We start from the raw sequence: 23265 nt of genomic DNA on the forward strand, positions 1-23265 counted from the left end.
TTAATTCGTTTCGCTTGTATTATAATTGGGTAATGTAAAAGTAAAAGTGGCGCCTTCAACCTCATTCTTTTCACTCCAAATGGTTCCTTTATGATGTTCTATAATTTGTTTGCAAATGGCTAATCCTAATCCGCTGCCTATTGGTTTTTTTATGTTTTGGTTCCGAGATTGATAGAATTTATCAAAAATAGCTTCGGCATCTTCTTCTTTAATACGTTTGCCGTTATTGTGAATTTTGACAGCTACATTTGTTTCATTCTCAAGGATAGAAATAGTTATTTTTCCATCCGTTTCTAAACAAAATTTTATAGCATTAGACAATAAATTATGGATTACTTGTATGATTCGTTCTTCATCATAAAAAGCCTTAATAACGTGATCAGCTTTGTCAAAGTCAATTGTGATTTTTTTGTTTTTAATTAATTGATTTAATGACGCTACTGTTTTTGAAATCGTTTTTGTAATGTTGTTTTTTGATAAGTAGATTTTCTGTTTTCCCGTTTCAAATTTTTCTAAATCCAAAATTTTATCAATCAACCTATTCAACCGATCCGACTCTGAAATGATGTTTTGCAAAAATTGTTTTCGCATTTCTTCGGGTACTGCGTCATCATCATACAAAATTTCGCTTGCTGCGCGAATGGCTGTTATGGGCGTTCTTAATTCATGTGTTACGGTGTCTAGAAATTCATCTTTTTGGATGTCTTTATTGACTAGTTCTTGATTCGCATTTTTGAGTTGTTCTGATATTTTTTTTAACTCGTTTGATGTGTCCGTCAATTTCTTGTTAATGATGATGTTTTCTTTGGATTCCTCTAAAATTCTCAATACTTCGGGTAGGCTTATTTTATCTTCTTTGACCACACTTGCAATTAATATTTTGGCGGAAGCCGTACCTATGTGACCGGTAAGTAAATTTTCGGCAAATTTTATAAAGCGGGCATCGGCTGTGGTTATGTTTTTATCAATGTTGTATTTTAAATTAAAAATAGTAAGGGCACGTTTAGTTCTTTCTTCTCCCAAAAAACGGTGTAATACTTTTTGAATGTCAGAGACGTAAGCAGTTCCTTTCCATACAAAGGCATTTTCATGATTGGTAATGTACTTGTCAATATCCACAAACATTTCGGCATAATTTCGTTCTCTATAATTCCCTTTAAAACTTACAGAAACTGCCGCGTAACTCATGGTATTAATTAATAAACTCCAAAAAATAGCATGCGGAATAGGTTCTAAATAATCAAGACCCATCAGTTGAAATGGCCTTAGCCAAGAAATACCCATTGGCCCCTCAAGTATAAAAGGATTTGTTGCATTTGTCATTCCTACTGCATACGGTATGAGTAAAGAATACACACATACTGCAAACCCTAATAGTATTCCTGTTATGGCTCCTTTTTTGGAGCCTCGTCTCCAGAAAAGAGCTCCAAAAAACGCAGGGCCTAGCTGTGCAATGACTACAAAAGCTACTAAACCTATAGATACTAACGAATAATCTAAGATAAACAAGCGATAAATAATGTAAGCAATAATAATGAGTGAGAATATACCAATCTTGCGACTGTTCACAATGCGTTTACTGTTTTTAACTTCTGAGGTGTTTTTTAAAGACCCTATAAATCCATAAGGAATAAGCAAGTTGTTGCTTAACATGGTGGCAAGAGCTATTGAGGATACAATAATCATAGAAATAGCTGCCGAAAATCCGCCAAGGAAAACCATAACAGTCAAAGTTGTGTTATTGAAATACTGAGGAATTAATAAAGAATAAGTATCGGCATTCAGTCCTTTTCCTTCAAAAAGAATGTTACCGCCCCAAGCAATAGGAAATACGAATAAATTAAACAAAAGTAAGTACAACGGAAACAACCATACTGCTGTTCTTACATGCGTTTCTTTATTATTCTCTACTATGGCTGTATGAAATTGTCTTGGCAATAAAAAGATGGCAAACATTGATACGAGGCACAAGAAAAACCAGTTAATCCCATCACTTAGTGTACCTATGGTATTTTTTTTATCAAAATCTTTTAGCACCGCGGCTTGTTTATAAATATCATCAAACCCATCATATACAAAATAGGTTACGTATATGCCTATAGTGATAAAAAACACTAATTTTAAAACAGATTCAAGTGCAACTGCGGTAACAATACCACTTCTTTTCTCTGATGCATCTACATATTTTGTTCCGTAATAGGAGGCAAACAAGGCAAGTGCAAGACATACATAAGTTGTGGTGTCTGTAAAAATGTTAGAACTCGCTTGAGTTTTAGTTACAATGTGAAAGGTGTCCGAAATGGCTTTTAGCTGTAACGCTATGTAAGGTAAGATTCCGCAAATGCAAACTAGTGTTACTATGGCACCTAGACATCTACTGTTTCCGTAGCGTAACGAAATAAAATCAGCAATGCTGGATATTTTATTTACACGTGAAATTCTAATAATTTTTTTTAGTAAAATAATCCAAGTAGGAATTATTAATACGGGACCTAGATAAATAGGGAGATAGCCTAAGCCAGAATCGGCTGCTACGCCTATACTCCCATAGTAGGTCCAGGCAGTGCAATATACCGCCAGAGACAAGGAATATACATAAGGATTATTAGCCCATATAGAGTGACTTCTTTTTTCTGACCAGTAGGCTATGAAAAAAAGAATAGATACATAAATTAATAAGATGAATAAAAGAGCTACACTACTCATAATATCGTTTTATGATGATGAAAGATACAATTATAGAAAAAAGCCAAACCGAAAAAATATAAATATATGTAATGGGAAATCCAAAAAGAGATTCGGAACTGTCAAATAAAAGAATGAGTGGTAAATTCAAAGCTATTAGCATTAGCAAGGAAAGAATTACCATTTTTTGTTCATGTCTTTTTTTCATAAAAGGATGCATTTAGAAATCTATTGGTTTGAAATGGTCCGTTCTAATAACCATTTATCTTATATTTTTTTCTTTAGTTTTCTTAGTATCGAATGCTACAATTAAATAAAACAATCTCCACATAGTAATGCAGAGATTGTTATGGTTTTAAAATTAGTTTTTGCTATTCATCCATTTCATTATAATCACCCGAAAATGCAAAATAGCCAAAAGTGACCAATCCAGTTACAATAAGGGGTAGTAAAATAAAGAACATAATAATTCCAAATACTAAGTCGTCTTGCTTGCCTGATGTAAGTTTAGGTCCAAACATTTCAACGCTATAAAAGGCTGCTGCCAAGGCTAGTAGTATCCATACTATTCCTAAAAGTTTTTTAATTGAATTCATAATGATATGTTTTAGTCGTGAAGAGTATTGTTTTTTCTGTTTATATAAATCATTCCAATAACAAAGCAGATACCTGCAATGATGATTGGGTACCATAAACCCTCTAGATAATACTCAGGGTTAGCTGGCGTAGGCCCTGTTCCTTTTGCTGTAGTTACTAAAAATGTTGAAATAGCAGGAAGTAATCCACCAAATATACCGTTTCCTACATGATACGGCAAAGACATTGATGTATATCTAATTTTTACAGGGAACATTTCTACTAAAAATGCTGCAATTGGACCATAAACCATAGTAACAAAAATCACTTGAAGAAACACAAGGAATACAAGCATCCATTTGTCTGCATCGTTAATTGTTTTGGTAATTTTAGTTTCAATTTTTTCAGCTCCCTTGTCATCTAACATTATCTTTCCATTCTCAAAATGTTTTGTTTTTAGTTCCTCAGCAACTGTACCATCTGTGTATGATTTAGAAGTCGTGTAGATAGAGTCGGTTTTAGTTTCGCTGATTTCTTTTAAAGATGGAACCGTTTTAGTTTGCGCTACGATTTCAGTTTTTAAAGCTAAATCAGTAGTTTGAAACATGGCTCTGTAAATAGGTCTATACGCAATGATTGCTATTAACAAACCAGCCATCATGATAGACTTTCTTCCTATTTTGTCACTCAACCATCCAAAGAAAACAAAAAATGGAGTTCCTAATATTAAGGCTATTCCTAACAATGTTTCTACTTGAGATGCCTCAACAAACATTACTGTTTTTAAAAAACTCATTGCGTAAAATTGACCTGTATACCACACTACACCTTGTCCCATTGTAGCTCCAAAAAGTGCTAATAAAACAAATTTTAAGTTGTAGCGGTTACCAAAACTTTCTTTTAGTGGATTGGTACTTGTTTTTCCTTCTGCTTTTGCTTTTGCAAAAACAGGTGATTCATCCATATTTTTTCGAATCAAGTAGGATATACCCACCATTACTATAGATACCCAAAACGGCACTCTCCAACCCCATTCGTCAAAGGCCTCTTTAGTTAGCAACCCTTTTGTTACTAAAATTACTACTAACGAGACAAATAAACCAACAGTAGCAGTTGTTTGTATCCAAGACGTCCAGTATCCTTTTTGACCAGTCGGTGCATGTTCTGCTACATACGTTGCTGCACCGCCGTATTCACCACCAAGTGCTAAACCTTGTAACAAACGTAAAATTAATATTAGTATAGGTGCCGTAAAGCCAATTGTTTCATAAGTAGGGATACATCCCATGACAAAGGTGGCACCACCCATAAGCATTAACGTGACCATAAAGGTATACTTTCGACCGATAATGTCTCCTAATCTACCAAAAAATAAGGCTCCAAAAGGACGTACCACAAAACCTGCAGCAAATGTTGCTAGTGTAGATAAAAATGCAGCAGTAGGATTGTCTGACGGGAAAAATTTTGTTGATAATACAACGGCTAAACTACCGAAGATGTAAAAATCGTACCATTCAATCATGGTACCCATTGAGGATGCGGAGATCACTTTCCAGATTCCTTTTGTTGATTTTGTACTCATAAATATTTTTTTTAATTGGTTATAAATAGATTTGAAGTTGTACTACAAACTCTCCTAAGGACCCAGATTTGTTTGTTAGCGAAGTGTAAACGGGTCTAGTTGAATATTGTGCTGTAATTTTAGCGTGATGTCCGTCAAGGAAAAAGTTTGATCCTATGTCAAATTGTGTGCTTGTTTGCGCTAAAGCATCAAAGTCTTTGTAAGTGACTGCTCCAAAAGGTTGGATTCTCACTTTTGGTTTCGCCTCTTTGTTAGGCAATAAAACACCTGCTTGAGTGTACCAGATAGTTCCAGAACCTATTGTAGGCTGCGCATTTCCAGGACCGGCAATTGCTCTGTTCCCCGTAAAATTAGGGTCTAATGTTCCTACGTTCATAATACCCACATTACGAAGATAGTTAGGTCCAAAATCATAATCATATAATACGCTGTATGCAGTTACAGCCATTTTCTTTTCTTTTTTTCCAATAGGTAAATCCATAAAAGCATCAGCAGATAAAAGGGTAATATCGTGTTTGTTTATGGTGTTGTTAACCAATGATCTAGTAGCATCTGGAGCTGTGTAAAAACCTGCACCTAGATTGAATACTTTTTTAGTACCTAAATAACTTCCTACTTTAAAAGGAAGTACGTTTGCCTCTTGCTCTAAAAATTGATATTCTAAGTATCCTGCTTTAGACCATTTTGTCAAGCCACTATTGTCAACCGCTACTGCGTTTGCAACATTTGTGGTATTAACGGGAGCAAGGTTTGTAGCGTAAGGCTTATTGTAGCTCAAGCGATATTCTAGTTTGCCATATTTACCTTTGGCAAAAAGTCCCACTTGTCTAGCAAATTGATCTGAGTTTTCTATTAATGGCCAGTTAAAAATAGGAGCGTCTATAGTTAAGAAGTTCAAAGTCGATCCCATGGTCATTCTAGATAGTCCCATGTAGTAATGCAATCCTGCACCCAGTGACATACTAAATTTTTTGTCTTTTTCAGGTAGAACTACTGCATATTCGTTCCAAGCGTCATGAAAAAACAAACCTGGTTTTTTACCTGCGCCATAACCACCTGTTCCAGATGTTCCTGCTGCGCCGCCATTGGTAAAGGTTTGGTTATTAATCCCGAAATGGGTTAAAATCATGTATCGTTTAGAAACTTGTGCATAAGCTAGGAAACGCAAACGTCTGTTTCCTATGTCTGTTGCTGTTGATGTTGCTTCGCCACCAATCATTGTTCCGGGATTCATCTCAGAGGAGCGCATCCAGATCTGGTTCCACGCTATAACACGCATGAATTTTGACCCATCTTCATTCAGGTTAAATTTCAAGCCTCCACCGTACTCTGTGGATCCTTGTGAAAAACCTTGTAGCGATAGTAAGAGGACCGACGCTTTAAACAATATTTTTTTCATAAATAAAATTTTGGTTAGTTAATGGTTGGTTAATAAAGTGCCAAATTCTATTTTTTTATTGTGAAAAAAAATTTAGATATATTTTTGTGTAAAGTCTATAGTTAATCTTTGAAACGCTCCCATTTTATTAGCATGAATTTATCACCTAGCTCTGTAATAATCATTCCTGCGCCGGATATAAGTTCTTTTTTCTTTATGTATTCTATTAATTCTAAGTGATTTAAAATTTTGTAAGTAGGATGGTAGTTGGTATGAGATGGTTTTTTGATATTAAAAGATTTTACCCAATTGCTAACGGTAACATGCGAAACTCCTATGATGCGTTCAATTTCTCTATAACTCAAGCCTTCTAGATAAAGTTGCAAGGCCTTAGTTACGTAGTAGTCGTCTATTTTTTTACCCAATTTATTTACGGTAAAAAAATACTTGCATTTTTTACACAAGTACCTTTGTTTATTGTTGATGATGCCACTTTTTGTAATATGAGTTTCTTGACATTTTGGACAGGCTAAAATCTCCATGTATATAAATTTTGCATAAATATAGTAAATTAGCAATTACTATATTTGTAATAAAATAAAAAATATCAAATAAAATTACAAACTGTCTATTTTTATCAATGAATTGTTGTTGTATTATCAGTAAAATAAGGTTTTGGCTGTAAAGTGATTTTGAAAAATGGAAGATTCAATGCATCAATAGTAAAATTGTTACAAATAGATTTATGGTGTTGTGAAGAATAGTTTATTGGTATTGCTGAATGTTTAAAAAAAGTAAAAACTTGTTTTCAATTTTTTTGAGAGGCATATAAAACAAAAAACCCGAATATTTCTATTCGGGTTTTGTGGTACCTCCAGGGATCGAACCAGGGACACATGGATTTTCAGTCCATTGCTCTACCATCTGAGCTAAGGTACCTTGCTATTGCGGGTGCAAATATAGAATCATTTTTTGTTTCTCCAAAACAAATTTTAAAAAAAATGAATTTGTATCTTCGTGATCGTAAATATTGAATTATGGTTTTAGTTATAGATGTGGGCAATACAAGGATTAAAGCGGCTGTCTTTGAGGGGAATATGCTTCTAGAGGTTTTTGTATTTGTTAAAGAGGAGCTTCAAAAAAATTGTGTAAATATTTTAAAAAAATATCCTTTGCTCATTCAAGTTGTAGTTTCGTCAGTTGGTTTTGTTGATGAAATTGCCTTTTTAAAGCTTGAATCTAAATTAAAAATACACTTCGTAACTCGTGAAGAAGAGTTTCCTTTTGTAAATAAATACGCAACACCAGCAACATTAGGAATTGATAGAATGGTTTTGGCGGCTGGAGCTGTGTTGCAATTTCCTAGACAAAACAGGCTGGTTATTGATGCAGGTACTTGTGTGACCTATGATTTTATAGATGAACAAGATCATTATTTGGGAGGTGCTATTTCACCTGGCTTAAGATTGAGGTACGAATCCTTGCATAATTTTACTGCTAAATTGCCATTGCTTACACTCGAAAATCCTAAGGAGCTTATAGGCGATTCTACTAATAGTTCCATTCATTCCGGTGTTGTTAACGGATTGGTTTATGAAATTGATGGATTCATAGCAGATTACAAGTTGAAGTATCCAAATTTTATAATAATTTTAACGGGCGGCGATACAGTTTTTTTGGCTAAACGATTAAAAAATACCATATTTGCCAATTCAAATTTCCTTTTGGAGAGTTTGAATCGAAAATTCCATTATAATATCAAAAAATGATTAAAAAAATTTTAATAAGTTCTTGCTTGTTTTTTTCAATAGCAACTTTCGCACAAGAAGGATCGGCATCTCCATATTCTTTTTACGGTATAGGTCAAGTAAGGTTTAGAGGCGCCCATGAATATCGTTCCATGGCTGGAGTAGCAGTAGAGCAGGATAGTATTCATGTCAATTTGCAAAATCCGGCTAGTTATGCTAATTTGAAATATACAAGTGTAGCACTTGGTGGAACCTATGGAACTACAGCTTTAAAAAGCGTTTCAAAGTCTGCAAATGCAACAAGAACAACTATAGATTACTTAGCTGTTGGTTTGCCAATGGGTAAATTTGGACTAGGTTTTGGTTTAATACCATACTCATCTGTAGGATACAAAGTACAATCAACTTCTACTGAAGTGGGTGCAACTAATAGTCGTTTTGATGGTAAAGGCGGCATGAATAAGGCCTTCGTTGGTTTAGGTTATAAAGTGGCTCCCAAATTTAATATAGGAGCTGATGTGAGTTATAATTTTGGAAAAATTGAAACTAATAGTTTTCAGTATGTGAATGATGTTGCTACTGGAACTCGTGAGTTAAACACTGCTGATTTATCAGGTGTTAATTTTAGTGTTGGAATGATGTATGAAACCAAATTGTATAAGAAAATTAATGCTTACACAAGCTTAACGTATACTATAGAGAGTAATTTGAGGTCTAATAATTCTAGAAATATAGCCACGGCATTGTATAATTCAGACTTTAATATTGCTGTTGTTGATGTTTTGGCTGATATTAATTCGGCTACTGATTTAATTTTACCAAGTAAAATAGCATTAGGTGGAGGTATTGGAGAGTCTAGAAAATGGCTTTTAGGAGGTACAATTGAGTACGGAAAAACTTCTGGTCAAGCCAATGAATACAATAACAACGCTAATGTAGGATACGGAAAATATGGAAGTGTAGCGCTTGGAGGTTATTACATCCCAAAATACAATTCTTTTACCAGTTATGCAAAACGTATTGTGTATAGAGGTGGTTTAAGATATGAAAAAACGGGTCTTGTTATTAATACAGAATCTATTAATGACATGGGACTTACACTTGGTGTAGGTTTGCCACTTAACGGAACTTTTTCAAATGTAAACATTGGATTTGAAATGGGAAAAAGAGGAACTACAAAAGCTAATTTGATTCAAGAAAATTATGCTAATGTTAGTTTTGGTTTTTCTCTTAATGAAAAATGGTTTGAAAGAAGAAAATTCTACTAGGATTCTTTTTTTTGCTCTTAATAGCGGTATATGACAATTACGAAACGTTTTTTTTTAAAATTTGCAGCCATGGGCAGTTGTGTATTTGCACTTGTAAGTTGCGAAAGTAATTTTAAAAACATTCAAAAAATCAATTTCTCTGAGTTTGTACCTAGTAGTGATGCTGATTTAGTAGACTTAAAATATACTGATTCGGGAAGAATTACCGCGGTTTTAGTAAGTCCAAAAATGCTAGATTATGCTACCGTTGATTTTCCTTTCACTGAATTCCCAAAAGGTATTGATGTAACATTGTATGACAAGAAAGGAAAAAAAACGTTTATTCAATCAAAATATGCAGTTTCTTACAAAGTTACTAATATGATTGATTTGCAAGGAAACGTAAAAATCTTCACCGAAGACGGTCAAAAATTAGAAACAGAGCAATTGTATTTTGACCAAAAAAACGAATGGTTTTTTACCGAAAGAAAGTTTAAATTATCAGGTGCCAAAGGCGTTTCAAACGGTCAAGGAATAGATTTTAGTAAAGACTTTAAGATCATTAATTCACAAAAAATAACGGGAGAGGTTCAAACAGAAGAATAAAACTTATCATCATGAAATATTTTAAATACACTCAATACATTTACTTACTTTTTGCAGCCTATCTTATTTTTGATGGAGTTAAAAAACTTAATAATCCAGCTCTTGGTGAAGCTTGGTTGAATTTCATTATTGCAGCTTTTGCAGTATTTATGTTTTTCTTCAGACGTAGATTTGCTAAAAAATTTGAAGAGAGAAATAAAAATATGAAACCATAAAAGCACTTGGTTTGTTTATTTGTCAAGATAGCTTTCTTTGGTAAAATTAGGGTTTTAACTTCAATAAAATAGAACGGTTTTAGGTTTGGTAATATTAGTTTTAAGTGATTTTCAGATCTAATTTAATGTTTATTTTAAAGATTAAATAATCATGAAAAAAGCCTTAAAAAGTGTTTAAAACCCTCTAAAATCATTGGTTTAAGTTAAATTAAAAATACTAAATAATGCTTGAAGGCTTTATTTTATTGGGAAAACAAATTTTCTTGCAAAATAAAAGGCTACTAGTATAATTATTAATTAGATAATTGTATTTTCGCAAACTGAATATAAAAATTAACAACAATAAAATGGCAGTTTTACAAAAAATTAGACAACGTTCACTTCTCTTGATACTCGTTATTGGGTTTTGTTTATTAGCATTTATCATAGGTGATATATTCAACAGTGGTGGTTTTAGTAGTACTTCAAAAGATGTAGGTAGTGTTGATGGAAAAGACATTTCATTTGAAGATTTTAGAGTTAAAGTTAGTAATGTTGAAAAAAGTGGTCAAGGCATTACTTCTACACAAGCTGCAAATAGAGTATGGGATCAAGAGGTTTCTGTTGCTTTATTAACATCTGAGTTTGAAAAACTAGGATTGCGTGTAGGCGAAAAACATTTGTTAGAGGTTTTTAAAGCGGATCAAAACATTGGTGGAAATCCATTGTTTTTAAATGCTGCTGGCGTTTTTGATGTTGCAAAATTTAAACAATATTTTAAAGCAAATCCAGAGCAAGCTCAGTTTTTAAAAGATAGAGAAAAAGATGCTGATTTGAATGCTAAATTTCAATTGTACAACACGCTTATCAAAGCTTCAGTTTTTACAACGGATAGCGAAGGTAAGTTGAAGTACGAAATGGAATCTAACAAAGTAAATTTTGCTTATGTTGCTGGTTTGTATTCAACAATTAAAGATAGTGAAGTTAAAATTTCTGATTCAGAAATTGTTGACTTTATGAATAAAAACAAGAAAAAATACAAAGCTGACGAATCTCGTGAAGTAGAATATGTTTTAATTGAAGACAAAGCTTCACCTGCTGATGAAGCCGAAATTAAAACTAGAATCAATGGGTTGTTATCTGGTAGTGTTGTCTACAACCAAAAAACAGGTAAAAATGATACTTTGCCAGGATTTAGAACTACTGCAAATGTGGTTGAGTTTGTAAATTCAAATTCAGATATTCCTTATGACTCTACATACATTGCTAAAAAAGATTTACCAGCTGTAGATGCTGATAAATTGTTTAACCTTGCTCCTGGTGCTGTTTACGGACCTTATATGTTTGGTAAATACATTTGTTTGTCAAAATCATTAGGTAAGAGAGCTGCTGTAAATGTTAAGGCAAGTCATATTTTAATAGGATATGAAGGTTCTCAAGTTCCAAATCAAAAAGAAAAAAGAACTAAAGAGGAAGCAAAAGCTAAAGCAGAAAGTATTTTAGCTCAAGTTTCGGCCAATCCAGATAGTTTTATGATGTTAGCTTTTACAGCTTCTGATGACTCTTCTGCGCAACAAGGTGGTGATTTAGGTTACTTTGGTCCAAACCAAATGGTAAAACCGTTTAATGATTTTGTATTTAGTAATGGTATTGGTAAAGTAGGTTTAGTAGAAACTGAATTTGGTTTCCACGTAATTAAAGTTACTGATAAACAAGACGGAATTCGTTTAGCAACTGTTGCTCAAAAAGTAGAGGCTTCTGAGGCTACTGCTGATAAAATATTTACGCAAGCTACAAAACTAGAAATGGATGCTGCTGATAAAGATCTTAATGCAGTTGCAAAAACATTAGGATTAAAAGTTGCTCCTGCAGTTTCTGTAAAAGGATTAGATGAGAATTTTGGTTCTCTTGGAAATCAAAGAACAATTGTTCGTTGGGCTTTTGAAAAAGGAGTAAAAGTTGGTGATGTAAAACGTTTTGAGGTTGCTAATGTTGGGCACGTTATTGCTAAATTGAAAAGCATTGACGATTCTGGACTAATTGCAGTTTCTGTTGCAAGACCTTACGTTGAGTCTATTTTGAAAAACAAAAAGAAAGCAGAATTAATCAAAGCTAAAATGAATGGTTCTTCTCTTGAAGCTATTGCAAAAGCAGTGGGAGGAACAGTACAGCAAGCTACAGGATTAACTATGGAAAATACCATGTTGCCGAGCGTAGGTCCAGAACCAAAAGTAGTAGGTAATGCATTTGCAATAGCAACTAACAAACTTTCTGCACCAATTGAAGGTAATACAGGAGTTTATGTGGTAAAAAATGTAGGAGTTGTAAAAGCGCCAGCCTTAAAAAGCCATGCTGCTTATGTTACAAAGCTTAAAACTCAAAGTGCATCAGATGCTAATAGAGTTATTCCTGCTCTTAAAGAAAACGCAAAAATTGAAGATAACAGAATGGATTTTAATTACTAATCCAAGCTGATCAAATATAAAAAACCCGATACTGACAAAGTATCGGGTTTTTTTATGAATATAAATGATGAACTACAAGATCATCTCCTCATAAGGAATTACAGTCTCATATCCTTTTGACTTGAAATAAGCGGTTGGGTTATGTTCTGATACTGCCATTATAAAATCTCCGCCCCAAGCGCCAAGGCTTTTTACAACACCATCAAAATCTGGAAATAAAGTATCTTTCACTATTGTAGTTTCTAAAATGGAACTCAAATGGGTTTCGTGTTGCGTTAATGCATATTTAAATGCCAAAAGAGCAGGAGCGTTGTAAACAGCTGTTGTCAATTGGTCATTTAAAGCAATGGTTTCGGCTAGGTTGTATTTTTTATTTTTTTGATAGGCTGCAATAGCTGTTTTACTATTTTGCTTTTTATTGAGATACACAAAATAAATATTTTTTTTAAACTCAGGATTGAATTCAATTTGTTTAACGGTTGGATTACCATCTTTTATCTGAAAAAGAATAGGCGTGTCAAATTGTGCACAAGCAATGTCATATCCGCTACCTCCAAAGCTGTTTTTTAACAACGTGAAGGCATCAATTTGTAACCATTGGGCAATGTTGTTAATTAAAGTAGATGACGTCCCTAGCCCCCAATTTTTGGAAAAACTGAGTTCAGTAGTAACTGTGTATCCATTAGCATTGAGAATGAATTCAGGATTCAATTTATAAGCTTCGTGTAATATAGTGGTAAGTGTACTTTTTACAGATTCCGTTTGATCCTTAGTCCCATTAGTAATATCAGAAAATGAAAGGGTGTCTTGAAACCATATTTGACCGTCAAAGTCATAACTTGTCCAAACTATTTCATTGTTTTTACTTGTTTCTACACAAAGATTTTGTCCTTGTTTGGTAGGCAATGCAAAGGCTTGTGCGCCATCAAGAACAAGATATTCTCCAGTAATTAGAAGTTTACCATTGCTGTAAAATGTTTTTTTCATCAGTATTGTTTTAATCCAAATCAAGGTTTTTAATTTTGATAGGAAAACCAAAAATCAATCTTATTTTCTTAAGTTTTCAATAAAGGAAACTACAGCGCTATGAGAAACAGCATTCTTTTTGAAATGATTTTGAATCAAAAGACGTTCTTCATTACTGGCCTCAAATTGATTGATTATGTTGTTTAAGTGCATTTTCATGTGGCCTTCCTGTATACCAGTTGTGGTTAAAGAACGTATGGCCGCAAAATTTTGTGCTAACCCTGCAACTGCAACATATTGCATGAGTTCTTGTGCAGAGGGTTTTTCTAGCATTTCTAGAGAGAGTTTTACAAGAGGATGCAGTGATGTTAATCCGCCAACGGTTCCTAAGGCCAAAGGAATCTCCAACCAAAAAGTAAAAATTCCATTTTCTATTTTGGCATGTGAAAGACTCGAATAAGTTCCGTTACGGGAAGCGTAGGCATGAATTCCTGCTTCAACCGCACGGAAATCATTACCAGTAGCCAGTACAACGGCATCCACTCCGTTCATAATTCCTTTGTTGTGAGTAACTGCTCTGTATGGTTCTACTTCGGCAATTTGAACAGCTTGTACAAATTTCTCTGCAAATACCTGTGGGTTTGGTATTTGTTTTTCCTCTAATTCAGCAACAAGACATGAAACTTCAGCTCTTACAATACAATTTGGCACGTAATTCGAAAGAATGCTCATCACTACTTCAATATCTTTCTCTGATGTTGAAAATAAATCATAATGTTGTGCTTCCTCTTTTAAGGTTTTGGAAAATTGTTCTAAACACGAATTTATAAAATTAGCACCCATGCTATCTTTAGTATCAAAAGTAGCATGTAACTGGTAATAGTTTGGTAATAAATCAGTTTTATCTTTTAAAATTATATCGGTAATTCCACCGCCGCGTTTTTGCATATTAGCGGTGATAGACTCTGTTTCGGAGAAAAATTTATTTTTGTTTTGTGCAAAAAATAGGCTTAGTTTAGATACGTCACCTTTGAATATAAAGTGAACTTGGCCAATTTTTTCAGTATTGATAACCGTGGTTTTAAAACCTCCTCGTGTAGCCCAGAATTTGGCAGCTTTGGATGCTGCTGCTACGACAGAGCTTTCCTCAATAGCCATTGGTATGGTGCGGTACTTGCCGTTTATCAAAAAGTTGGGAGCAATTCCAAGGGGGATGTAAAAATTTGTAATCGTGTTTTCTATGAATTCATCATGAAGTTGTTGAATTTTTTCATCGTTGTTCCAATAATTTTTAATTACCGCAATTGCTTCAGATGGATTGGAGAAATATTCTGTTGCAATCCATTTGATTTTTTCTTCTTTTGATAATTTTGAAAATCCACTTATGGTCTTGTTCATTCTCAATTGATTAGGGTATACTATACTGCAAAGATACGTTATTAGCGGTTTTATTTGCAATCTAAATCATTTCAATAGGAGTGAGTTTTGGTAAGCGGTTTTTACATTTAACATAAAAAATAACTGATTATTGTAATTTTTTCACTAAAATTGACGGTTTTTTATCCTTAATTTAATAGTATGTATTCAAAAAATTATATCGCTTTATTTTTATTTATTTGTTTTTCGGTTATTGGACAACAAAAAATAACCATTGATGAAATGTACAACGGTACCTTTCGAACCAAAGGAATGGATGAATTGCAATCCTTAAAAAATACGAATCAATACACTGTTTTAAACGTAGATATGCAATCTAGGAGTATGCAAATTGATGTGTATGATTTTGCGACTTTAAAGAAAACGGCAACTTTAATTGATACTAAATTACATCATGAGCTGGCAAGCGGAATTGACAGTTATTCCTTTGATGCTTCAGAAAAAATGATATTGCTGGCTTGTAATTCCAATCAAATTTTTCGTCATTCATTTACAGCCGATTATTATTTGTACGATATAACTACAAAAAAGTTGAAAAAACTTTTTGATTTTCAAGTTCAAGAGCCAACCTTTTCACCTGATGGAAAAAAAATTGCTTATGCTAGAGAGAATAATCTGTATGTTTATGATCTAGCTACTGCTAAATCTACTGCTATAACAACAGACGGACAAAAAAATAGTATCATAAACGGAATTACAGACTGGGTTTACGAAGAAGAATTTGCTTTTGTGAAAGCTTTTGACTGGAGTACTGATAGTAAAAAAGTAGCTTACATTCGTTTCGATGAAAGTAAAGTACCTGAATTCTCTATGTCTATGTTTGCTAAAGATTTATATCCTACAATGCAAACCTTTAAATATCCAAAAGCAGGTGAAAAAAATGCAGTAGTATCTTTACATATTTATGATGTAGATGCAAATGCAGTAAAAAATATAAAGCTGGACAATTATAATGACTTTTATATTGCCAGATTAAAATGGACAAATGACAGTAATCTTGTTTCGGCTCAGGTTTTAAACCGTCATCAAGATAATTTAGATTTAATTTTTGTTGATGCCACATCTGGAACTACAAAAGTAGTTTTGAATGAAAAGGACAAAGCCTATGTTGATGTTACTGATAATTTGACTTTTCTTAAAGACAATAGTTTTATTTGGACGAGTGAAAAAAATGGTTTTAATCATATTTACTTATATGACAAAAATGGAAGTTTAAAAAATCAGGTTACCAATGGAAATTGGGAAGTAACTAATTATTATGGATATGATGAAAAGACTAATTCGGTTTTTTATCAATCTGTAGAAAACGGTTCCATTAATAGAGATGTATATAAAGTTTTGCTTAATGGCAAAGGAAAAGTACGACTGTCTCAAAACACAGGTACTAATGCAGCTACTTTTAGCCCAAATTTTCAATACTACATCAATACATATTCTAGCGCTTCGCAGCCTACTACTTATACTTTAAATGAAGCCAAGGCTGGAAAACAAATTCAAGTAATAGAAAATAATGAGGCTCTTGCAACCAAATTAAAGAAATACGATCTGCCTAACAAAGAGTTTTTTGTGTTGAAAACAGAAAAAGGAATAGAATTGAATGCATGGATTATAAAACCAAAAGATTTTGATCCAAACAAGAAATATCCAGTATTCATGTACCAATATTCGGGTCCAGGATCTCAACAAGTAAATAATGAATGGAACAGTACAGATGATTACTGGTTCATGATGTTGTCACAACAAGGGTATATTGTGGCTTGTGTTGATGGACGAGGGACCGGTTTTAAAGGAGCCGATTTTAAAAAAGTGACTCAATTGCAGCTAGGTAAGTATGAGGTAGAGGATCAAATTGATGCTGCCAAAGTAATAGGAAATTATTCATTTGTAGATAAATCTAGAATTGGTATATTTGGCTGGTCTTATGGTGGTTTTATGGCCTCAAATTGTATTTTAAAAGGCAATGATGTTTTCAAGATGGCAATTGCTGTGGCACCTGTTACCAACTGGCGTTTTTACGATAGTGTATACACAGAGCGTTACATGCAAACGCCACAAGAAAATGCTAGTGGATATGATGATAATTCTCCTATAAACCACGTGAATAAATTAAAAGGAAAGTACCTGTTGATTCATGGATCTGGAGATGATAATGTACACGTTCAAAATGCTATGCAAATGATGGAGGCTTTGATACAAGCCAATAAGCAATTTGATTCTCAGATATATCCGGATAATAACCACGGAATTTATGGTGGTAAAACTAGAGTTCAATTGTATACAAAAATGACAAATTTCATTAAAGAGAATTTATAAAAGCGATAATTAAAAACAAACCAAATTAATAAAAATGAGTGAAACAGCAGTAAAAACAGGACATCCAAAAGGACTTTGGGTATTATTTGGAACCGAAATGTGGGAGCGATTCAATTTCTATGGAATGCGAGCTATCTTAACCTTGTTTTTGGTAAATTCATTGATGATGAAAGAAGAAGATGCTTCCTTGATTTACGGTGGATTTTTAGGACTGTGTTATTTAACTCCTATGTTAGGTGGATTTATTGCCGATAGATTTTTTGGAAACAGAAATTGTATTTTACTTGGCGGATTGATGATGGCTGTGGGGCAATTTTTATTGTTTACCAGTGCCTCAGTTTTTGGTTCTAATTTGAGTTTAGCAAATATGCTCATGTGGTCAGCACTAGGTATTATAATTTTTGGAAATGGTTTTTTTAAGCCAAATATTTCTTCTATGGTTGGGAGTTTGTATCCAAAACAAGAAAAGACAAAATTGGATACAGCTTTTACTATTTTTTATATGGGTATCAACTTAGGAGCTTTCTTAGGTCAAACAATTTGTCCTTACCTTGGGGATGAAGTTGTAAATGGAGTGCAAAATGTTCACGCGTTTAAATGGGGATTTTTAGCAGCATCAGTTGCTATGTTAATTGGTACAGCGGTTTTTTACATTTTGAAAAATAAATATGTAGTTACTCCAGAAGGTAAGCCACTTGGGGGATTGCCAAAATACAATGATAATTCAGATTACGAAGAAGGGGAATCACAAACAGCTGTTTTCTCAACAAAATCATTAATTGGAGCTTTTATAGCTTTTGTAGCTTTGTTTTTTGCTTTTAGATTTCTGTTAGATGGAGACAATTTTATTAAAACAATTATTTATCCAATCATTTATGCAAGTGGATTAACTCTTGCAGGACTTATTGTATCAGACAGTTCATTAACTAAAGTTGAAAGAGATAGAATTTTTGTTATTTACATCGTTGGTTTCTTTATCATATTTTTCTGGGCTGCATTTGAGCAAGCTGGTTCTTCTTTAACATTTATTGCAGCAAATCAAACAGATAGAACTTTCATGTTTGGATGGCAAATGCCCGCTTCAATGGTTCAAGTTTTTAATGGAATTTTTGTTTTTGGTTTTGCATTACCATTCAGTATTTTGTGGGATAAATTAAGAGCTAACGGGAAAGAACCTTTGTCTACAGTAAAACAAGCCATTGGTTTAGGATTGATTGCCTTGAGTTATTTTATTATTGCTTATAACGTTAAAGATTTAGGAAATAGCGGGTTATTAGCTATCAAATGGTTAATTCTTTTGTATTTAATTCAAACTTTTGCTGAATTGTGTTTATCTCCAATTGGTTTGTCATTAGTAGGTAAATTGTCGCCAAAACGTTTTGCTTCATTATTATTTGGAGTTTTCTTCTTGTCAAATGCTGCTGGTTATGCATTGTCGGGAACTTTAGGTTCAATTATGCCTGCTACCGGAGACAAATTTTTGAAAGCAGAAAAGTTAGGTATTAATTTACAAGGAGTTTTAGACAAAACAATAACACCATCAGCAGAGCAGTTGGTTCTTTTAGAAAAAAATCAAATTAGCCCAACTAATCCTGTTTTTGCTGGTTTTGAAATTCATAATTTATTTGAATTTTTTATGGTATTTGTTGTTTTAACAGGAGTTGCAGCAGTAATATTATTTGCTTTAACGCCAGTAATCAAAAAAATGATGCACGGTGTGCGTTAATTAATTTCTAAAAAATAGTTGTATATCTTTCAAACCTGCAATTCGCCACTGTGAACTTGTAGGTTTGTTTTTTTAAATTGTATTATTATGTGGAAAAGTCATCCTAAAGCCTTGCCTTATTTGTTTTTGTCCGAAATGTGGGAACGTTTTGGTTATTATTTAATGATCGGAATTTTTACCTTATATCTTAAAGATGTTGAGGCTGGATTTGCCATGACGGAGAAAGAAGCTTCTGATTTGTATGGAACTTTCATTGCTTTGGTATTTTTAACTCCATTTATTGGGGGACTAATTGCCGACAGATATTTAGGATATAAAAAGTCAATCGTCATGGGTGGTATAATGATGGGCGCCGGTTATTTTATGATGGGAATTCATAGTTTGCCGATGTTGTATTTTGCCATGACTTTGGTAATTGTAGGAAACGGATTTTTCAAACCTAATATTTCAACGTTATTAGGTAATTTTTATAACGAAGATCAATATAAAGAAAAGAAAGACGAAGGATACAATATTTTCTATATGGGGATAAATGTAGGTGCTTTTATCTGCAACTTTTTTGGTGCGGCTTTGCAAATTTTATTAGGATGGCAGTATGCTTTTATGGCTGCTGGTTTAGGAATGTTTATAGGTGTAATAGTTTTTCTTTTGGGAACTAAGCACTATGGTGATAAAACCGAAAAGAAAGGAATTCAAGAAGGGGATATGCCTTTTTCAAAAATTGTATTGTACATTTTAGTTCCATCGGTAGTTTTTGGGGTGATAGGTTGGTTAATCAAAGGGGTACAATCTGAGATGAATTTAGACAGTTCTATTTTTGGATCTGATAGTACTGATGCATTTATTTTTGCTTGTCTGCCTGTAATTTACTTTTATGGAAGTTTGTATTTTAAAGCAAAACCTGAAGAGAAAAGACCAATTGGTGCATTACTTTCCATATTTGCAGTAGTGATTTTATTTTGGGCTGTTTTTAAATTAAATGGGTCGGCATTAACAACTTGGGCTGATAGATATACTGATAGAGAAATTACAGGTACTACACAAGTTGTTTTTAGTAATTTAAAATTAGCTAAAGACATTGAATATAAAAAGGACTCAACAGAATTGTACGATGCTAGTTTTAGATTGCAAAAAGAAAACGGTGCCGTTAAAAAAGTTGTAGATTATCCAGTATATTTTAGAAATGTAGCAAAAAGTAAAACACCTCAAGAAGGTTCAACAGTTTCTATTTGGGCTACAAATTTGAGTCAATCTATCAATCCAGGATGGGTTATTATTTTGACGCCACTTGTTGTTGCTTTTTTTTACGTTTTTACGAAGCAGAAAAAAAGAACCTTCAACACCAACAAAAATTGCATTCGGATTGTTAATATCGGCATTGTCTGTTTTGGTAATGATTGCTGCTGTTCACATTGGTAGTAACGGAATGGAAAAAGTATCTGTATGGTGGCTTGTTGCAAATTACGGAATCATAACTATTGGAGAATTATTTCTTAGTCCGATGGGATTGTCAATTGTCTCTAAATTGTCTCCTAAAAACATCACTGCTTTAATGATGGGTGGATGGTTTTTATCTACATCCATTGGAAATAAATTATCTGGAGTCTTGGCAAGTATGTGGGATCAATATGACGATAAGGCTAATTTCTTTTGGGTTAATTTTGCCTTACTTATGTTTGCTACACTTTTAATGTTTGCTTTAGTTAAAAATTTAAATAAAGTAATGAAAGACCACGGAATTAATTAAGGTATGGAAATCAATCAGTCATTAGAAGAAATTCAAAATTTTAAAGGAAAGTATCCAAAACAATTGTGGTATTTATTTTTTAGCGAAATGTGGGAACGGTTTTGTTTCTACGGTATGCGTGGTATGCTCGTGGTATTCATGGTGAATCATTTAGCTATGAATGAAACGGTAGCTAACCTGCAATATGGTGCTACTCAAGCTTGGGTATATGCCTTTACATTTATTGGAGGATTATTTGCTGATAAAATTTTAGGTTTAAGAAAGTCACTTTTTTGGGGTGGAATTTTAATGATTGTAGGAAGTGTTATTCTGGCCATTGATCCTAAGAATTTGTTCTTTATTGGTTTGGGTTTCACAATTGTTGGAACGGGTTTTTTTAAACCCAACATCTCATCAATGGTGGGACAGTTATATAAAAATGACGATCCACGCAGAGATGCTGGTTTTTCATTCTTTTATATGGGTGTAAATCTTGGAGCATTGATTGGTGGTTATATTTGTATTGCTGTAGCCGAAGGCTCTATGTGGCAATCTTTAGTTCCAGAAAATTTAAGATGGAATGTAGGCTTTGGGTTTGCCGCGGTTGTGATGATTATAAGCTTGCTTACCTTTACTCAAACTCAAAAAAGTTTAGGCCCAATAGGACTTTCTCCCTTAATGGGCATTGAAAAATCAAAGAAAAAAAATCTTGAAATTGCAACATATTTAGGTTCGCTTTGTATTATTCCAGTAATTATAATCATGGTTGCAAATACCCAGTATACTGATTATTTTATGATTTTTATTGGTCCTGCCTCTATATTGTATTTGTTCTATGAAATGAAGAATTTTTCTTTAGCAGAAAATAAAAAGCTTTTAGCTGCTTTAGTGTTTATCATTTTCTCAATCTTCTTTTGGGCTTTTTTTGAGCAAAGTGGAGGTTCTTTAAGCTTATTTGCTGCAAATAATTTAAACAATGATATTTTAGGAGTTGAATTAAGTCCAAATGGAGTAAACAATGCAGCCAATTCGTTTTTTGTTATTGGTTTTGCAGCATTAGTGGGATTGGTTTGGTTGTGGATGGCGAAAAGAAAGATAGAACCTAATACAGTTATTAAATTTGGTTTGGCCTTTGTATTTCTTGCTGGAGGTTTTTGGATATTTTATTACACTAAATTTTTTGCTGATTTAAACGGAAGAACCTCATTAGGAGTTTTTACTTTAGGTTGGTTTATCATCACTTTTGGAGAATTGTGTTTATCACCAATAGGAATGTCAGCAATGACTAAACTGTCTCCACAAAAAACACAAGCCGTAATCATGGGGATGTGGTTTCTAGCTAGTGCTTATGGGCAGTATTTTGCTGGAATATTAGGTGCAAATATTGCAGAAGCATCTGAAAATGCATCCAACCTAGACAAACTTTACGTATATGCTGATGGGTATTACCAATTGGGGATTTATGCTTTAATTGCAGGTTTAGTTTTGATTTTAAGTTCGCCACTCATTAAAAAATTAATGCAGGAAGTAAAGTAGCAGCTATTTTTTTGGTACTATTTTTGAATATATTTGTAAAAAATAAAACACAATGAAAAAAATTATAATTACGCTTTTGCTGATAACTTTTTCAGTTGCTACGCAAGCACAAGAGTTGGTTTGGGAAACTAATATTAACAAGGCAATGGAAGTTTCAACCAAAACCAAAAAACCGATGTTGTTGTTTTTTACAGGAAGTGACTGGTGTGGCTGGTGTATTAGGTTGCAAAAAGAAGTACTTAAAACACCTGAATTTTCAAAATGGGCAAATGATAATGTAGTTTTGGTTGAACTTGATTTTCCTAGAAAGTCTACCCAAACAGAGGAAATTAAAAAACAGAATAATGAATTGCAAATGGCTTTTGGTATACAAGGTTTTCCAACAGTACATTTTGTAAATGCTAAAACAGTTGATGGTAAGGTTAATTTTGAAGGTTTAGGAAGTACGGGATATGTTGCCGGAGGACCAGCAGCCTGGTTAACAGAAGCTAATAAAATTTTAAAAAAGTAATTTGGTAAGGTTTTGTTGTTTTGTAAAGATTAATTGAATATAAATCTTCTTTTTATTGTTGATTATTCTGTTTTTTTGTTATTTTTATAAAAACTTTTTAAGACCTACATTATGATTAAGAATTTACTTTTTGTGTTTATACTTTTGTATAGCTTTAATATGAATGCCCAATCCTTGAATTGGTTAACAGATGTAAATGCTGCTATTGAAATTAGTAATAAAGAAAACAAGCCTTTATTATTGTTATTTGCAGATAAAAATGCCTCAAATACCCTGTTGTTTTCTCAGGTTTTAAATACTCTTGATTTTGCTTTATGGTCTAGGGATAACGTAGTGATTGTTAAAATTGATCTTACCCAAGGTGATGAAAATGAATATATTGATCGCAACTTAAATTTAAAAAGCGCTTTTGGTGTGGATGTTATTCCTTCAATATGTTTTGCAAGAGCTAGTTCTAGAAAAGGTAAGATTAATTACCAGTTGATAGGTAAAATGGTTTACAAAACCGGAGGGGTAAAGGCATGGTTAGCTGATGTTACAGCACTTTTAAGAGTAACTGAAGAATAATT

At 33.2% G+C, this 23265-nt stretch carries 17 protein-coding genes, 1 tRNA gene and 1 pseudogene; 11 read left to right on the forward strand and 8 right to left on the reverse strand.

Features of this window, described 5'->3' with window-relative positions; translation table 11 throughout:
* From LQ189_RS00885 to LQ189_RS00915, 6 genes are all read right to left on the reverse strand, one after another.
* Positions 1–2706, reverse strand: a complete 2706-nt coding sequence (locus LQ189_RS00885; protein WP_230153901.1) for a sensor histidine kinase — start codon at positions 2704–2706, stop codon at positions 1–3.
* Between the two features lie 350 nt (positions 2707–3056).
* Entirely contained in the window at positions 3057–3281 is a 225-nt protein-coding gene (locus tag LQ189_RS00895; protein WP_086452709.1) for a DUF6814 family protein, read from the reverse strand.
* Between the two features lie 11 nt (positions 3282–3292).
* Entirely contained in the window at positions 3293–4843 is a 1551-nt protein-coding gene (locus LQ189_RS00900) for an MFS transporter (RefSeq protein ID WP_230153902.1), read from the reverse strand.
* 19 nt (positions 4844–4862) lie between these two features.
* On the reverse strand, positions 4863–6242 hold the full coding sequence (locus LQ189_RS00905; protein ID WP_230153903.1) for a porin: 1380 nt from the start codon (positions 6240–6242) through the stop codon (positions 4863–4865).
* Between the two features lie 101 nt (positions 6243–6343).
* Positions 6344–6763 carry a helix-turn-helix domain-containing protein gene (locus LQ189_RS00910; RefSeq protein WP_086452712.1) on the reverse strand — a complete coding sequence of 140 codons (420 nt, stop codon included), beginning with the start codon at positions 6761–6763 and terminating at the stop codon, positions 6344–6346.
* A 324-nt stretch (positions 6764–7087) separates the two neighbouring features.
* Positions 7088–7160: transfer RNA gene (locus tag LQ189_RS00915), tRNA-Phe, on the reverse strand.
* A gap of 98 nt (positions 7161–7258) precedes the next feature.
* Between LQ189_RS00915 and LQ189_RS00920 the strand changes: the two genes are divergently transcribed.
* The 5 genes from LQ189_RS00920 to LQ189_RS00940 all read left to right on the forward strand — a co-directional run bounded on the left by LQ189_RS00920 (position 7259) and on the right by LQ189_RS00940 (position 12481).
* Positions 7259–7990 (forward strand): type III pantothenate kinase, encoded by a 732-nt coding sequence (locus LQ189_RS00920; protein ID WP_230153904.1) that lies wholly within the window; start codon positions 7259–7261, stop codon positions 7988–7990.
* The gene (locus LQ189_RS00925; RefSeq protein WP_230153905.1) at positions 7987–9237 is read left to right on the forward strand and encodes a hypothetical protein; all 1251 of its coding nucleotides are present in this window, start codon (positions 7987–7989) and stop codon (positions 9235–9237) included. The genes LQ189_RS00920 and LQ189_RS00925 overlap by 4 nt, the downstream gene beginning before the upstream one ends.
* 69 nt (positions 9238–9306) lie before the next feature.
* Positions 9307–9822, forward strand: coding sequence for an LPS export ABC transporter periplasmic protein LptC (gene lptC, locus LQ189_RS00930; protein WP_230158595.1), 516 nt, complete (start codon positions 9307–9309; stop codon positions 9820–9822).
* Positions 9823–9833: 11 nt separating this feature from the next.
* Positions 9834–10037: a hypothetical protein gene (locus LQ189_RS00935; protein WP_086452715.1), complete on the forward strand. Its 204-nt coding sequence runs from the start codon at positions 9834–9836 to the stop codon at positions 10035–10037.
* Positions 10038–10384: 347 nt separating this feature from the next.
* The gene (locus LQ189_RS00940; protein ID WP_230153906.1) at positions 10385–12481 is read left to right on the forward strand and encodes a peptidylprolyl isomerase; all 2097 of its coding nucleotides are present in this window, start codon (positions 10385–10387) and stop codon (positions 12479–12481) included.
* A 72-nt stretch (positions 12482–12553) separates the two neighbouring features.
* On the opposite strand, the gene LQ189_RS00945 is transcribed toward LQ189_RS00940, so the two are convergent.
* Both LQ189_RS00945 and LQ189_RS00950 read right to left on the reverse strand, forming a co-directional pair.
* Positions 12554–13468, reverse strand: coding sequence for a GYDIA family GHMP kinase (locus tag LQ189_RS00945; protein WP_230153907.1), 915 nt, complete (start codon positions 13466–13468; stop codon positions 12554–12556).
* Positions 13469–13528: 60 nt separating this feature from the next.
* Entirely contained in the window at positions 13529–14845 is a 1317-nt protein-coding gene (locus LQ189_RS00950; protein WP_230153908.1) for a hydroxymethylglutaryl-CoA reductase, degradative, read from the reverse strand.
* A gap of 180 nt (positions 14846–15025) precedes the next feature.
* On the opposite strand from LQ189_RS00950, the gene LQ189_RS00955 reads away from it, so the two are divergent.
* From LQ189_RS00955 to LQ189_RS00980, 6 genes and pseudogenes are all read left to right on the forward strand, one after another.
* Positions 15026–17197, forward strand: a complete 2172-nt coding sequence (locus tag LQ189_RS00955) for a S9 family peptidase (protein WP_230153909.1) — start codon at positions 15026–15028, stop codon at positions 17195–17197.
* Positions 17198–17231: 34 nt separating this feature from the next.
* Entirely contained in the window at positions 17232–18923 is a 1692-nt protein-coding gene (locus LQ189_RS00960; protein WP_230153910.1) for a peptide MFS transporter, read from the forward strand.
* An 87-nt stretch (positions 18924–19010) separates the two neighbouring features.
* Positions 19011–20670: pseudogene (locus LQ189_RS00965) on the forward strand (peptide MFS transporter).
* Between the two features lie 3 nt (positions 20671–20673).
* Positions 20674–22185, forward strand: coding sequence for a peptide MFS transporter (locus tag LQ189_RS00970; protein ID WP_230153911.1), 1512 nt, complete (start codon positions 20674–20676; stop codon positions 22183–22185).
* Between the two features lie 52 nt (positions 22186–22237).
* The gene (locus tag LQ189_RS00975; protein WP_086452723.1) at positions 22238–22696 is read left to right on the forward strand and encodes a thioredoxin family protein; all 459 of its coding nucleotides are present in this window, start codon (positions 22238–22240) and stop codon (positions 22694–22696) included.
* A 111-nt stretch (positions 22697–22807) separates the two neighbouring features.
* Positions 22808–23263: a thioredoxin family protein gene (locus LQ189_RS00980; protein ID WP_230153912.1), complete on the forward strand. Its 456-nt coding sequence runs from the start codon at positions 22808–22810 to the stop codon at positions 23261–23263.
* Positions 23264–23265: the final 2 nt, after the last annotated feature.

This window comes from Flavobacterium sp. CECT 9288 (assembly GCF_918731615.1).
In the GTDB taxonomy this organism is placed as follows: domain Bacteria; phylum Bacteroidota; class Bacteroidia; order Flavobacteriales; family Flavobacteriaceae; genus Flavobacterium.